This is a genomic window from Pseudomonas sp. GM25 (assembly GCF_000282255.1).
In the GTDB taxonomy this organism is placed as follows: Bacteria; Pseudomonadota; Gammaproteobacteria; order Pseudomonadales; family Pseudomonadaceae; genus Aquipseudomonas; species Aquipseudomonas aphyarum.
Map to the genome: position 1 here is coordinate 142,769 of NZ_AKJQ01000035.1, position 14,873 is coordinate 157,641.

Sequence of the window (14,873 nt, forward strand, 5' to 3'; positions counted from 1 at the left end):
GCATGTGTGGAATTGTCGGCGCGGTAGCTGAACGTAACATCACCGCCATTCTGGTCGAAGGCCTCAAGCGCCTGGAATACCGGGGTTATGACAGTGCCGGTGTGGCGGTGTACACCAATGACGGCACTCTGGAGCGCACCCGTCGTGTCGGCAAGGTCAGCGAACTCGACGCGGCGCTCGCCGAACATCCGCTGGTCGGCCGTCTCGGTATTGCCCACACCCGCTGGGCCACGCACGGTGCGCCGAGCGAACGCAATGCCCACCCGCATTTCTCCGGTGACGTTGCCGTCGTGCACAACGGCATCATCGAAAACCATGAGGCGCTGCGTGAACAACTCAAGGCGCTGGGCTACGTGTTCAGTTCCGATACCGACACTGAAGTCATCGCCCACCTGTTGACTGAAAAACTCAAGGCGTTGCCTGACCTGACCGACGCTCTGAAGGCCGCGGTCAAGGAACTGCATGGCGCTTACGGTCTGGCAATTATCCACGCGCAACAGCCGGATCGCCTGGTTGCTGCTCGCAGCGGCAGCCCGCTGGTGATCGGTCTGGGCCTGGGCGAAAACTTCCTCGCTTCCGACCAACTGGCCCTGCGTCAGGTCACCGACCGTTTCATGTACCTGGAAGAGGGCGATATCGCCGAAATCCAGCGTGACAAGGTGCAGATCTGGGACGTGACCGGCAAAGCCGTCGAGCGCCAGACCGTTCAGTACACCGATGGCGCCGAAGCCGCCGACAAAGGCGAGTTCCGTCACTACATGCTCAAGGAAATCCACGAGCAGCCATCCGTGGTGCAGCGCACCCTGGAAGGTCGATTGAGTTCGGATCAGGTGCTGGTGCAGGCGTTTGGCCCGCAAGCGGCCGAACTGTTCGCCAAAGTGCGCAACGTGCAGATCGTGGCGTGCGGCACCAGCTACCACGCCGGCATGGTTGCCCGTTACTGGCTCGAAGAGCTGGCCGGCATTCCTTGCCAGGTCGAAGTCGCCAGCGAGTTCCGCTACCGCAAGGTGGTGGTGCAGCCGGACACCCTGTTCGTCACCATCTCCCAGTCCGGTGAAACCGCCGACACCCTGGCCGCCCTGCGCAACGCCAAGGAGTTGGGTTTCCTGGGAAGCCTGGCGATCTGCAACGTCGGCATCAGTTCGCTGGTACGCGAATCCGACCTGACTCTGCTGACCCAGGCCGGTCGTGAAATCGGCGTGGCTTCGACCAAAGCTTTCACTACGCAACTGGTCGGTCTGCTGCTACTGACTCTGTCTCTGGGCCAGGTACGCGGCACTCTGGCCGATGGCGTCGAAGCCACGCTGGTCGAAGAACTGCGTCGTCTGCCAACCCGTCTGGGCGAAGCGCTGGCCATGGACAGCACAGTCGAAAAAATCGCAGAGCTGTTCGCCGAGAAGAACCACACGCTGTTCCTGGGCCGTGGCGCGCAATTCCCGGTGGCGATGGAAGGGGCGTTGAAGCTCAAGGAAATCTCGTACATCCACGCCGAAGCCTACCCGGCTGGCGAACTGAAACACGGCCCGCTGGCGCTTGTGGATAACGACATGCCGGTCGTGACCGTGGCTCCGAACAACGAACTGCTGGAGAAGCTCAAGTCCAACCTGCAGGAAGTCCGTGCACGTGGCGGCGAGTTGATCGTATTCGCTGACGAGAAGGCCGGTATGACCAACGGCGAAGGTACCCACGTGGTGCAGATGCCGCACATCCACGACATCCTGTCACCGATCCTTTACACCATTCCGCTGCAATTGCTCTCGTACTACGTTGCTGTGCTCAAGGGCACTGACGTTGACCAGCCGCGTAACCTGGCGAAGTCGGTGACGGTGGAGTGATTGAGGTTGTACTGCGGTTGATTTGGGTTTCCGAAACAAGCGGTATTGCGGCAATAAAACCTGTCATGCGTGACCACGGCCTCTAGTAGGGGGCCGTGCACCCAGCGTGCATGCTGAGATGCGCGCTGCCTCAAATTCCCTATAGATGGCACATTATCCATTTTCTTCCGGTAAATACTGCGCTGTTAACCATTTTTTTGACGTGTAAACTACTGTGGTTTACATTTGAAAAATATGGTTAACAAGAAGCCAGGACATGCCGAATTTACAAGACGAAGCCAAGGCCTACATCGAGTCTGTGCTCGGCGTGACTGCGCGACTTGAGCTGGCGCATCCTAGCGTTCCTTTCAACATCCGGGATAACTACAAAACCTACGAACTGAGCATCCCTATGGGGCATCTCTCAGCGCTTACCATGATGCTGCTAGTCACCCGTGACGACGTTGATTACCCAGGCATCGTGAAGCTGCAGAAGCACGTCGAGCTTGTGCGCAAAGCTACCAACCAGGTAATAGCTTTCGTCTGCAGATCTCTGACGATCCAAGACCGGCGCAGCCTGATCACGCATCAGATCAATTTTATCCAGCCCGGCTTCCAGATGTTCATACCGGAGATGGCGCTAGACCTACGCGAAAGTTTCCGCCAGCGGCGAGAGCGAAGCGAGGTTATTGCCCTCCTTCCCGCCGCCCAAGCCATGCTTCTGTCGTGCCTTTATGCGGGCATCCCCGACAAAACCTACTTCACGACCAACGCTTTGCTGGGTGATCTGGGATACAGCCGTGTGACCTTGTCGAAAGCAGTGGAGCAACTGACCTCGCTGGAGGTGATTATCCCAGTGAAAAGCCAACTGCACTGGAGAACCTACGCTTTCAGCGGATCTCCTTCTGAGGTGTTCCGAAAAGCCAAGCAATACCTGCGCTCACCCGTCAAAAAAAGAGTTGGCATCACTCGCAACACTATTCCCATGGCGCCCGGTGTATGTCTCGCAGGAGAAACTGCTCTGGCGAAGTGCACGATGCTGGCGGAGCCCGAGCAGGCCGTATGGGGCATGACCAAGAAAGTGTTTGACGACATGCTGGCGCTTGATGCGTTCGAGGTAGTCGAGTCGGTGGATGCGATCAAGGAATGGGTGGAGATTTGGGCGTATCCGTCGCTCACTGAAAGACGCTACATAGCAGATGCAGCGTCGCTGCTTTTGAGCTTGGAAGATAATCCTGACGAACGCATTCAGATTGCGTTGGATGAACTCAAGGAGCAAGTTGAATGGTTAGCGTGAGAGGTCTAGACGTATTCGGTCGGCATTTTAGCGAATACCGCGATCGCTACGTCCTGATCGGTGGCGTTGCCTCCGCTCTGGCAATGGAAGACGCGGGTGAAAGCTTCAGGGCCACCAAGGACTTGGACATCGTCCTGGTGATCGAAGCCCTGGATGCTGAATTCGTCGCGCATTTCTGGGACTTCATCAAAGCGGGCGGTTATGAGATCAGGCAGAGAGGCGGCGATCGTCCTAACCCTGTTTTTTATCGATTCCAGGGCCCGAAAGACGAAGCGTACCCGGTCATGATCGAACTCTTTTCGCGTGCACCTGAAGGTTTGGAGCACGAGGAGAACGCAACGCTGACTCCGATCCCCGCAGGTGAGTCGGTTTCGAGCTTGAGTGCCATCCTTCTAAATCAGGACTACTACACTTTCCTTCTAGCGGGCCGCCAGCAGAGCAAGGAGCTTACCTACATCAGCGCTGATCGGCTCATCCCCTTCAAGGCCAAAGCCTGGCTCGACCTTTCTCAGCGCAAAGAAAGCGGAGAAAGTGGGATCGATAGCCGGGACATTAAAAAGCACCGAAACGATGCCCTGCGCCTTTCCGGCCTACTGACCGGCGAGGTGTTCGAGTTGCCCGAAAGCCTCACCGTAGATATGGCACAGTTCCTTGAGCTTATGGCAGCTGAAAACATCGACCTCAAAACACTGAAGATGCGGGGCGATCTTCCGACCATTATCAGTCGCATCGCAGAGTCGTTTGGTCTTCAACGGTCCTCATAAAAATCCGCGAACTACGCCTGATAATTGAATTCCTTACGGCACTCAAAGCCAGGTAACTAAAGGCTTCGAACGTAGCCTTGAATCCGCGGAAAAATCCGTGATTCTGCTTGGACTGGACTTGCATCAGCGGATGAACGCCGCGGTTTAGGAGTTGAAAAGTGGATCGCTTCCAGGAAATGCAGGTTTTCGCCATCGTCGCCCAGGAGCAGGGCTTCTCCGCTGCGGCGCGGCGTCTGGGTTTGTCGGCAGCCAGCGTGACCCGGGCGGTGGCGGCGCTGGAGCAGCGGATCGGTACGCAGTTGTTGATCCGTACCACCCGCAGCGTGCATTTGAGCGAAGCGGGTTTGCGTTATCTGGAAGACTGTCGGAGAATTCTCGCCGAAGTGCAGGAAGCGGAAGATTCCGCTGCCGGCAGTCATACCCAGCCCCGTGGGCAGTTGACGGTGACGGCGCCGGTTTTATTCGGAGAACAGTTTGTCACGCCGGTGATGGCGCGTTATCTGACGCAATACCCGGACGTTTCCATCAATGCCCTGTTGCTCGACCGGGTGGTTAACATGGTCGAGGAGGGCGTCGATGTCGCGGTGCGTATCGGCGAGTTGCCGGACAGCAATCAGCATGCGATCCGGGTCGGTGAGGTGCGGCGGGTGATTTGCGGCTCGCCGGAATACTTTGCGGTTCATGGCCGCCCGACTCATCCACAGGCCCTGGCCGGGGCGCCGGTGGTGGCGACGTCGGCCATCGGCCAGCAGCGCAGTTGGCCGTTCATGGAACACGGTGAACTGATTGGCGTAAAACCGGAGCCGCGTCTGGTGGTCACGGCCAATCAGGCTGCAATCACTGCGGCGTCTCTGGGCCTGGGGCTGACCCGGGTGCTGTCTTATCAGGTGGCCAGCAAGGTGGCTTGCGGCGAGCTGGAAATCGTCCTCGCCGAATTCGAACTGCCTGCGCTGCCGATCCACGTGGTGTATCAGGGCGGGCGCAAGGCACCGGCGCGGGTGCGCAGTTTCGTAGACTTCATGGCGAACGCATTGCGTGAGCATCCAGCGCTGAAAAATGCAGCTTTATTTCATACCAAGAAATAATGGATTGCATTTGCTGGTGATTCTGTTGTTTTCGCGATGGGTAGAAGATGGCTGCCACGGCCGCCGTCCATCCTGAACGGCGCATTCGTTCAGCGGAGTCGACCATGCAAGCGATCAAACTCTACAACTTCCCGCGTTCCGGCCACGCCCATCGCGTCGAACTGATGCTGTCCCTGCTGCAATTGCCGACCGAGCTGGTGTTTGTCGATCTCGCCAAAGGCGAGCACAAACAGCCCGGTTACCTGGCCATCAACAGCTTCGGGCAAGTGCCGGCCATCGATGACAACGGCGTGGTGCTGGCCGACTCCAATGCAATTCTCGTCTACCTGGCTCAGAAATACGGCAACGGTCGCTGGTTGCCGACCGATCCGGTCGGCGCAGCGCACGTGCAGCGCTGGTTGTCGGCGGCTGCCGGGCCGATTGCTTTCGGGCCCGCCGCCGCACGCCTGATCACGGTGTTCGGGGCGAAGTTCAACGCCGAAGAAGTCATCACCCGTGCGCACAACTTTCTCAAGGTGATGGATGCGGAACTGGGCAAAACCCCGTACCTGACCGGCACTGAGCCCACCATCGCCGATGTCTCGGCCTACAGTTACATCGCCCATGCGCCGGAAGGCAATGTGTCGCTGGACGACTACGCCAACGTTCGCGCCTGGCTGGCGCGCATCGAAGCGTTGCCCGGTTTTGTCGGCATGCCGCGCACCGTCGCCGGCCTGCAAACCACTGCCTGACTTTGATCATCCACACTGCGCCGACGGTGCAGGGGAGAGGCCGAGATGGAACGTTCACCGTGGCACGCTGGCGAGCAACAGTTGCAGGCCCATGTCGGCGTTGCCGAACGAATGGCGGAATTCGGGCGTAAGGTGATTCGCACCTGGATGCCGGATCAGCACCGTCAGTTCTATCAGCAATTGCCGTTCATGCTGTACGGCGCGGTGGATGCCGAGGGTCGTCCCTGGGCCAGTATGCTGGAGGGCGAACCGGGGTTCGCCCACTCTCCCGAGCCGACGCAATTGCAGTTCGCAAGCCTGCCGGCTGCCGATGACCCGGCGCAGTTGCAGGCCGGTGCCGCGATCGGTTTGCTTGGCATCGAGCTGCACACCCGCCGGCGCAATCGGCTCAATGGCCACATCGGCAGCCTTGGGGCGGACGGTTTTTCGCTGACAGTGGATCAGTCGTTCGGCAACTGCCCGCAGTACATTCAGCTGCGCCAGTTTCAGCGGGTGCCTCTGACGGATCCGCAGACCCGAAAGGCCGAACACCGTGACAGCCTCGATGACGCCGCCATTGCGATGATCGAAAGCGCCGACACCTTCTTCGTCGCCAGTTATGTTGATGTCGACGGTGAGCGTTCAGTCGATGTTTCCCACCGTGGCGGTCAGCCCGGTTTTGTGCGGATCGAAGGCAATCGCCTGACGATCCCGGATTTTGCCGGCAACCTGCACTTCAATACCCTCGGCAATTTGTTGCTCAACCCCTTGGCCGGGTTGCTGTTCATCGACTTTTCCACAGGCGACGTGTTGCAGCTCAGCGGCCGTACCGAGGTGATTCTCGAGGGGCCGCAAATCGAAGCCTTCCAGGGCGCCGAACGGTTGTGGACATTTGAAGTGGAGAAACTGGTTCGACGTCCGGCGGCACTGGCTCTGCGCTGGCGCTTCGACGGTATGTCGCCCACCAGCCTGCTGACCGGCACCTGGGCCCAGGCCGATGCACGGTTACAGGCGCAGGCGCTGGGCGATGCCTGGCGTCCGATGCGCGTGACACGGATTGAAAAAGAAAGCCGCCACATCCGCTCGATTTATCTGGAGCCGGACGATGGCGCGGGTCTTCCGGTGTTTCTGGCCGGGCAGCATCTGCCGCTGCGGTTCAACCTCGATGGCGAGATGCACATCCGCACTTACAGCTTGTCGGGCGCGCCGTCGGATGATTTCTTCCGGATCAGCGTGAAACGCGAAGGGCGGGTATCGACGCACCTTCATGAGGAGATTAGCGTCGGTGATGTGCTGGAGGCGCGATCGCCCCAGGGGCATTTCACCGTGGCCGCGCTGGAGCGCAAGCCATTGGTGCTGCTCGCCGCCGGCGTCGGCATCACGCCGTTGCTGTCGATGCTGCGTGAGGTGGTGTATCAGGGCCTGCGGACACGGCGGATTCGTCCGACATTGTTTGTTCAGAGTTCCCGCAGCCTCGCCGATCAGCCGTTTCGCGCGGAGCTGGACCGGTTGCTGGAAGATGCCGGTGACGCCGTGAAGGTGCTGCGAGTGCTCAGCCAGCCGGAGGACGATCTGGTGCAAGGCGAGGATTACGATATTCGTGGTCGCATTGATGGCGACCTGTTGCGAAACCTGCTGACGCTGGAAGATTTTGATCAGGTCGACTTCGTGCTCTGTGGCCCCGGCGGTTTTACCCAGGGTCTCTACGACACGTTGCGTGAACTGGATGTGCGGGATGGACAGATCCATGCGGAAACCTTTGGCCCTTCGACCCTCAAGCGCCAGCCCGATCCGGATGCGATCGTGATCGAGCAATTGCCCGCCGCGACCACGTCGGTGCCGGTGCTGTTCGAGCGTTCGGCCAAGGAAGCGCGTTGGCAGCCCGACGGCGGCAGTTTGCTGGAATTGGCGGAAAGCCGCGGCCTGCGCCCGGAATTCAGTTGCCGCGGTGGTTCGTGCGGCACCTGCAAGACGCGGCTGATCAGCGGCGCGGTGAATTATCCACAGCCTCCGGCGGAAGTGCCGGAGGAGGGGCAGGTACTGATTTGCTGCGCGGTGCCGGCGCAGAGTGCCCAGCCGCTGGTGCTGGATCTGTAACGGATCAGGCGTAGGACAACGCCTTTTCCTCCAGCAGCTCCTGATACAACTCGGTCCACTTGCGGCCCATTTCGTCGGCTGTGAATAAATGCCGATAGCGGGCCTCAGCCTTGAGGCCCATTTCGGCGGCGCGGGCCGGGTTTTCCCACAGGGTGCGCATCGCTTCGCGAAACGCCTGTGGATGACTCGGTGGCACCACCAGTCCCGTCTCGTTGTGGATATTGATGTAGCTGGTGCCGGTGCCGATCTCGCTGGAGATCATCGGTTTGCCGTACATCGCGCCTTCCAGCAGCGAAATGCCGAACGCTTCCGAGCGCAGGTGCGACGGGAAGACGATCGCGTAGCTCAGTTGCAGCAGGGCGACCTTGTCTTCATCGCTCAAACGGCCGAGGAAGTGAATGTTGCGCAGGCCCAGCGCGGCGGCCTGGGCGTGCAGTTCCTGTTCCAATGGGCCGGCACCGACGATCACCACCGGGTAGTCCACATCCTTCAATGCATCGAGCAGGATGTGCAGGCCTTTGTAATAGCGCATCACCCCGACAAACAGGAAAAACTTATCCCCAAGCTGCTGGCGCCAGCGGTTCATGCGCTCGACGTCGGGCTGTGGATAACCGGCCTTGTTCAAGCCATACGGGATGACGCGGGTCTTGTCCTGGAATTGCTGCAATACATCGCTGGTGTGCAGGTAGTTCGGCGAAGCCGCGACAATCCGGTCGGCACTGGCGAGGAAGCGGTTCATCAGCGGGCGATAGAGTTTGAGCAGGTGCTTCTGGCGAATGATGTCCGAGTGGTACGTCACCACCGTCGGTTTGTTCACGCCGCTGGCGAAGTGCACCAGATCCATGAATGGCCAAGGGAAGTGATAGTTGATCACGTCGGCTTCGGCGGCCAGTTCGCGAAACTGCTTGAACACGCTCCAGGAAAAACCCGTGGAGGCGAACTGGATATCCAGTCTGGCCCGATGCACTTCGTGCTGGCCGAGGCGTACCACGGCTGGTTCGGGATTGGCGCTGAGAGTCAGCACCTGGCCGTCGATGCCGTGCTGGGCGCCACTCTCGCAGAGTTGAAAGATGACTTGCTCGATACCGCCGACCGAGTCAGGCAGGTACGTTTTGAAAAAATGCAGAACTCGCATTCAACCTCCCATGGCCTGGTGGTAGGCGCCGGCCGTGGCCTGCGCGCAACGCTTCCAGGAAAAAAGCCGTGCCTGCTGCAATCCGGCTTCCCGGCATGCCTGCCAGTGCGCTCGATCATCGATCAGTCGGCTCATCGCATCACGCAAGCCGTCTGCATCGTCAGCTTCAATATAGTTGCCGGCGTCCCCCGCCACTTCCGGCATGGCCGAAGAGCGGGTGAGTACCACCGGTGTGCCGCTGGCCATCGCTTCCAGCACCGGCAGGCCGAAACCTTCATACAGCGACGGAAAAATCAGCGCCCTGGCGCCGGCCAGCAATTGCGCGACTTGCTCATCGGGCAAGTAGCCGAGCAGGCACACGTGCCCGCAAGCCAGCGCTTGCTGCAATTCTTCACTGAACTGGTCGCGCTGCCAGCCGGCCATGCCGACGATCAACAGCGGGAAACGCTGGCGCACCAGGTCTGGCAACAGCGCGTGGGCGCGCAGGGCCAGGTTCAGGTTCTTGCGCGGCTCCAGGGTGCCGACGCAGAGGAAATACTCCCGGAACTCGACCGCATGGGCCTTGAGCACCGCATCGATGTCTTGGGGCTCTCTGGGATGGAAACGCTCGGCGACCCCCAGCGGCGCGACCACAAAGCGCTCGGCGGGCAATCCGAAATACTCCCGGGCCTCGTCAGCGATGGCTTGTGAGTCGGTCAGAATGATCCGCGCCTGGCGTACGCCGTCGGCGAGCCGCCGTTCGATTTCCCGCAGCCGCGCCGGCGGCTGAGTCTCGGGGAAATGCAGGTGCGTGAGATCGTGCAGGGTAATCACGGTCGGGCCGTTGAAGGCCAGCGGCCACAGACTCGGTTCGTGATACAGATCGACCGGTTGCGCAGGGCCCTGATCGAAGCGTTTCTGCTCCAGCCAGCGGCGCGCCTGATAGGCGCCGGGGATCTGCCGCAGCAATGGCGTCAGGCGCGAATAACCGGGCATCGCCGCTTCCGGCAGTTGCGAGCTCCAGCCCCAGCCATGGAACAGCGCCATCTCGATATCGGTTTCAGCGTGCAAGGCATTCACCAGTTCGGCCACGTAATGGCCAATGCCGGTGCGCGGCGCCTGGAGGATTCGGGCGTTAAGGGCTATGCGCATGTTGCCTCGCTGGCACCTGAGGCGCCTCCAGCACATGGCGCGCGGTACGCTCGGCCAGTTGCACGGCGGCTTCACGCCAGCCGATCCATTGCCAGTCGCTGACATCGCGGGCAGCGGGGAATCGACCGCTGCGCTCAAAGGTCTGCACCAGTTCGGCGAGACTTTGCGGCGATTGCAGATCGAAATACGCCATGAACTTGCCGCCGATCTCCCGAAATACCGGGATGTCGCTGCCCATCGCTGGCAGCCCGCGCTGCATGGCTTCCACCAGCGGCAGGCCGAAACCTTCGACGAACGACGGAAACACCAGTGCGCTGGCATGGGCGTAGGCGTGTTCGAGGCTGGTGTCGCTCAAGTCGTTGAACATGAACAGGCATCGGTTCAGCTCGGGATGACTGCGAATCCGGGCAAGCAGTGCGTCGCACTTCCAGCCAATGCGCCCGGCAATGCACAAACGGGCTTTTGAGCCATTCGCCCAGGCATGGTCGAAGGCATCCAGCAGATAATCGTGGTTCTTGCGCGGCTCGATGGTGCTGACCATCAGGAACACCGGCTCTGGCGTGGCGAACAGCTGTTGCAGACGCGGTTCGACGACGGCTTCGACGCTTTGCAGATCCAGCTCCGAACCGAGGTGAAAATAGTCGAACCAGCGTTTGTCAGCTTGGGCCGATCCGAGACGACGTTGCAGTTCTGCACGCACCTGATCGCGCACTGTGGCGGAAATCGCCATGAAGCCGTCGGCATTGCGGGCGATCCAGTCGAACCACTCGCTGTACACCTCGACCAGTCGCGTGTCGTAGAACTGCGGGTGGGACAGGGGAATCAGGTCGTAGATCACCGCAACGATGCCCAGGCCTTCCTGTTTGAGGCGCTCGGCATGCAGGAAAAAGTCCGAGTGCCAGGACGAATCCAGCAGCACCAGTTGATCGCCCGGCTGGTGTTGCAGCGGCTCGCAGCGTTGAGGCATTTGATAGCGATTGACCTGCCCGACCAGCCGCAGCGGTATCCCGAATGCGCCGAACGAGGTCAGGCGATAGCCGACGTACAGCAGGCGTCTTGCCAGTTTTGTGCGGCAACGGGAGTCGAGCCGCTGATGCAGTTGCCAGAAGCGATGCGCCAGGCGTTCCAGGCGTTCGCCAAACGTGACGATGGCATTGAACAGCGGCGAATCCAGCGGGGCCAGACGCTTCACACGGTATAGCTGGCCCTTGAGCAGGACCACCGGTACGCATTCGACGCCTTCGGCGCTCGGCGGCAACTGTTTGATGACATTGCGCACCACCCGCTGGATCCCCGAATTGACCTTCGGGTGTTTGAACACGTGGGTGCATTCGACCAGCAGGCGGGTCATGGCGCGCGCTCCGCGAGACTGTCCGCATGGCGGGTGATCGAGGTGCTGGCGCCCAGCCAGGAACAGCCGACGAAATCTTCTCGACGGTTGTTGATCACGTGGAACACCAGGCCGTAGTCACGCCATTCGAAGTTGCGGTCCAAGTGCGAATCCAGCCGCGACAGGCTCAGGGCGATTGAATAGTTGCCCTTGCCCAGGCCCATGACGAAAGCGAAGCGATAGGTGATGCGCTCGCCTGCGCGCAGGTCCTCCAGCGCCTGATTCTGGCGGTGGGTGTTGATGCCGTACATGGCCTGGCCCAGGCGATCCTTGATCATGAAGCCGAGCACCAGCCGTTCGATGTCCTGGCGAATCTCCACTTCAACTTCGAGTGTGACTGGCTGACCGACTTCGGCGGCTTCGATCGAACGCTCGCGTTCATCGAGCAGGCGCACGCTGAGGATCCCGGCCTCGCCGGTGCCGGACACGGTCCGCACCTGGCCGCCGTCGAGCAGCTCCTGGCGCACGGTCTGGCCTTCGCGTTCGGCGAGCAGGGCGTTGTAGTAATCCATGACCGCTTCGGGCTTGTCGTGCATGACCATGTGGCCGCCTTCGAGCAGGATCGCCGAGTCGCAGATCGACTGGATCGCGGAACGGTCATGGGACACGATCAGCAGCGTGGTACCGGCTTTTCGGAAGCTGCGAATGCGGTCGAAACTCTTGTGCTGAAAGTAGGCATCGCCCACCGACAGCGCTTCGTCGACGATCAGGATGTCGGGGCGGCGCGCGGTGGCGACGCTGAAGGCCAGGCGCATCTGCATGCCGCTGGAATAGGTGCGCACCGGGTGATCGATGGCCTCGCCGATTTCCGCAAAGCGTTCGATGTCCGGCATCAGTGCTTCGATGTCTTCGACCTGCATGCCCAGCAGTTGCCCGGCCATCACGGCGTTCTGCCGGCCGGTGAAGTCCGGGTGAAAACCCATGCCCAGTTCCAGCAGCGCCGCGACCCGGCCCTCGAGCTGGATCTGGCCGCAGGTGGGTTGAGTGGTGCCGGTGATCATCTTGAGCAGGGTGCTTTTGCCGGCGCCGTTGACCCCGACAATGCCCACCGCTTCACCGGGGGCGATTTCGAAATTCACATCCTGCAGCACCCAGTGCTGGCGATGGCGCATGGGCGAAAACGGAATCAGCCATTCGGCCAGACGGCTCCAGCGAGTGGGGTACTGCTTGTAGGCCTTGCCCAGGCCGGTGACGCGTATGTGCCCCATCAGAGTTCATCCACCATTTCACCGACCCGGCGGCGGAACAGGCGCAGGCCGACCGCGCACAACAGCAGGCCGATCACGAAGATCGGCACCAGCGAACTCCACACCGGCCACTGACCGTAGAGAAACAGGTTCTGGTAACTGCCGATCAGGTTGGTCAGCGGATTGAGCTGCAACAGGCGCTGCACCCACTCGGGCAGGATGCTCAGCGGGTACACGATCGGCGTCAGCCAGAACCAGAATTGCAGGCAGATGGCGAACAATTGCCCGACATCGCGAAAGAACACGTTAAGCACGCCGAGGATCATCCCCAGCCCGGCGCAGAACAGCACTTGCAGCGCGAGAAGCGGTAGCAGCGCCAGCAGTGCCATCCCCGGCCAGCGTCCGGTGATCAACAGAAAGCCGAGGAACAGGCCGATGATGATCGCGAAGTTGATGCCGGCATTGAGCAACACGATCACCGGCAGGCAGAGACGCGGGAAGCTGATTTTCTTCAGCAGGTTGGCGTTTTCCAGAAACATGTTCTGGCTGCGCAGGGTGATTTCCGAGAACAGGCCCCAGGTCAGCAGCCCGGCGCACAGGTAGACGCTGTAGGCCATGCCGTCGTCCACGCCGGGCAGACGGGCGCGCATGATGTGGGAAAAGATCACCGTGTACACGATGATCATCGACAGCGGGTTGAGTACCGTCCACAGCGCGCCGAACAGCGAATTGCGATACCGCGCTTGAAACTCCCGCTTGACGCTACCGAGGATGAAACCCCGGTAGTCGTGCAGCGAGCGGTACAGGGAAAGCAGCATTCACACCGTCCTGCCGTATTGGTCTTCGAAGCGGACGATGTCGTCCTCTCCCAGGTATTCGCCACTTTGCACTTCGATGATCACCAGGTCGATCACGCCGGGGTTTTCCAGACGGTGCTTGTGACCGGCGGCGATGAACGTTGATTCGTTCTTCGCCACCAGGGTCGTACCGCTGCCGTTGTTGGTGACCTTGGCCATGCCTTCGACTACCACCCAGTGTTCATTGCGGTGATGGTGCATCTGCAACGACAGCTTGCCGCCGGGTTTGACCACGATGCGTTTGATCTTGAAGCGCGGGCCTTCCTCGAGCACGGTGTAGGTGCCCCACGGACGGCTGACCGTACGATGCAGGCGATAGGCTTCGTGGGATTTGTCCTTGAGCTGCTTGGCCACCCGCCGCACATCCTGCGCACGGTCGGCATGGGCCACCAGCACGGCGTCGGCGGTGTCGATGACGATCAGGTCTTCCACACCCACAGCGGCCACCAGCCGGCCTTCGCTTTGAACGAAGTTATTGCGGCTGTCGATGAAGATCGCTTCGCCGCTCGCACGGTTGTTATCCGCGTCGGCCGGCACCAGCGCGGCGACTGCGCCCCACGAACCGATGTCGCTCCAGTCGAAACCGGCGGGCACCACCACGACTTTCTCCGAACGCTCCATCAACGCGTAGTCGATGGAGATGTCGGTGATCTCGGCGAACAGCTGCGGCGACAGTTCCTGTTGCAGATAACCCGTGGTTTCCAGCGGTTCGCTGGCGGCCATGCAGGCGCGGGTCTGCTCCAGCAGCTCGGGGGTGTGCAGCTCCAGCTCGGCGATCAGGGTCGCGGTGGTGAAGCAGAACATCCCCGAGTTCCACAGGAAGTTACCGCTTTCCAGGTAATGGGTGGCGGTTTGCAGATCGGGTTTTTCCACGAAACGCTGCACCTTGGCAGCGCCTTTTGCATCCAGCGGGGCGCCGGTCTCGATGTAGCCGAAGCCGGTTTCCGGGGTAGTTGGCACTACGCCGAAGGTCACCAGATAACCGTCCTTCGCCAGATTGACCGCGTGTTCGACCGCGCTTTTGAGCGCGTCTTCATTGACGATCAGATGGTCGGCGGGCATTACCACCATGATCGCTGCATCACCGTGCAGGGCTTGCAGCGACAGTGCTGCCGCCGCGATGGCCGGCGCGGTGTTGCGTCCGGTGGGCTCGAGCAGGAAGTGCCCGCGATGCCGGGACAGGCGCGCGGCCTGATAGTGATCCTTGCTCTGGAAGTAGTACTCGCGGTTGGTCACCGTGACGATGTCGCCCCAGCCGTCCAGCAGCGCGGCGGCGCGGCGGTAGGTCTTGCCCAACAGCGACTGGCCGTCGGGCAGGGTCATGAACGGCTTCGGGTGGCCCTCGCGGGACACCGGCCACAAACGGGTGCCGGCACCGCCGGACAGAATCACGGGGATCAGCATGG

The 14,873-nt window shown here is 60.8% G+C and carries 12 protein-coding genes; 6 read left to right on the plus strand and 6 right to left on the minus strand.

The window, feature by feature from the left end; genetic code table 11:
- Window positions 1–2 precede the first annotated feature (2 nt).
- From glmS to PMI24_RS11990, 6 genes are all read left to right on the plus strand, one after another.
- The gene (glmS, locus tag PMI24_RS11965; RefSeq protein ID WP_007954167.1) at window positions 3–1,835 is read left to right on the plus strand and encodes a glutamine--fructose-6-phosphate transaminase (isomerizing); all 1,833 of its coding nucleotides are present in this window, start codon (window positions 3–5) and stop codon (window positions 1,833–1,835) included.
- A 256-nt stretch (window positions 1,836–2,091) separates the two neighbouring features.
- Window positions 2,092–3,111, plus strand: a complete 1,020-nt coding sequence (locus PMI24_RS11970) for a hypothetical protein (RefSeq protein ID WP_007954168.1) — start codon at window positions 2,092–2,094, stop codon at window positions 3,109–3,111.
- Complete coding sequence (locus PMI24_RS11975) at window positions 3,099–3,875, plus strand: hypothetical protein (protein ID WP_007954170.1); 777 nt, start codon at window positions 3,099–3,101, stop codon at window positions 3,873–3,875. The genes PMI24_RS11970 and PMI24_RS11975 overlap by 13 nt, the downstream gene beginning before the upstream one ends.
- A gap of 158 nt (window positions 3,876–4,033) precedes the next feature.
- Window positions 4,034–4,960 (plus strand): LysR family transcriptional regulator, encoded by a 927-nt coding sequence (locus PMI24_RS11980; protein ID WP_007954172.1) that lies wholly within the window; start codon window positions 4,034–4,036, stop codon window positions 4,958–4,960.
- Between the two features lie 104 nt (window positions 4,961–5,064).
- Window positions 5,065–5,691 (plus strand): glutathione S-transferase family protein, encoded by a 627-nt coding sequence (locus PMI24_RS11985; RefSeq protein WP_007954174.1) that lies wholly within the window; start codon window positions 5,065–5,067, stop codon window positions 5,689–5,691.
- Between the two features lie 45 nt (window positions 5,692–5,736).
- Window positions 5,737–7,767, plus strand: coding sequence for a 2Fe-2S iron-sulfur cluster-binding protein (locus PMI24_RS11990; RefSeq protein ID WP_007954175.1), 2,031 nt, complete (start codon window positions 5,737–5,739; stop codon window positions 7,765–7,767).
- A gap of 4 nt (window positions 7,768–7,771) precedes the next feature.
- Here the strand turns inward: PMI24_RS11990 and PMI24_RS11995 are convergent, their stop codons facing one another.
- The 6 genes from PMI24_RS11995 to PMI24_RS12020 are packed head-to-tail and all read right to left on the minus strand — an operon-like array spanning window position 7,772 to window position 14,871.
- Complete coding sequence (locus PMI24_RS11995) at window positions 7,772–8,902, minus strand: glycosyltransferase family 4 protein (RefSeq protein WP_007954176.1); 1,131 nt, start codon at window positions 8,900–8,902, stop codon at window positions 7,772–7,774.
- Window positions 8,903–10,033 carry a glycosyltransferase family 4 protein gene (locus PMI24_RS12000; protein WP_007954177.1) on the minus strand — a complete coding sequence of 377 codons (1,131 nt, stop codon included), beginning with the start codon at window positions 10,031–10,033 and terminating at the stop codon, window positions 8,903–8,905.
- A complete protein-coding gene (locus PMI24_RS12005; RefSeq protein ID WP_007954178.1) occupies window positions 10,017–11,384 on the minus strand; it encodes a glycosyltransferase family 4 protein in 1,368 nt (455 codons plus the stop codon). The genes PMI24_RS12000 and PMI24_RS12005 overlap by 17 nt, the downstream gene beginning before the upstream one ends.
- On the minus strand, window positions 11,381–12,631 hold the full coding sequence (locus PMI24_RS12010) for an ABC transporter ATP-binding protein (protein WP_007954179.1): 1,251 nt from the start codon (window positions 12,629–12,631) through the stop codon (window positions 11,381–11,383). The genes PMI24_RS12005 and PMI24_RS12010 overlap by 4 nt, the downstream gene beginning before the upstream one ends.
- Window positions 12,631–13,428: an ABC transporter permease gene (locus tag PMI24_RS12015; RefSeq protein WP_007954181.1), complete on the minus strand. Its 798-nt coding sequence runs from the start codon at window positions 13,426–13,428 to the stop codon at window positions 12,631–12,633. The genes PMI24_RS12010 and PMI24_RS12015 overlap by 1 nt, the downstream gene beginning before the upstream one ends.
- Window positions 13,429–14,871 carry a mannose-1-phosphate guanylyltransferase/mannose-6-phosphate isomerase gene (locus PMI24_RS12020; RefSeq protein WP_007954187.1) on the minus strand — a complete coding sequence of 481 codons (1,443 nt, stop codon included), beginning with the start codon at window positions 14,869–14,871 and terminating at the stop codon, window positions 13,429–13,431. It abuts the gene before it with no gap.
- Between the last annotated feature and the right edge of the window lie 2 nt (window positions 14,872–14,873).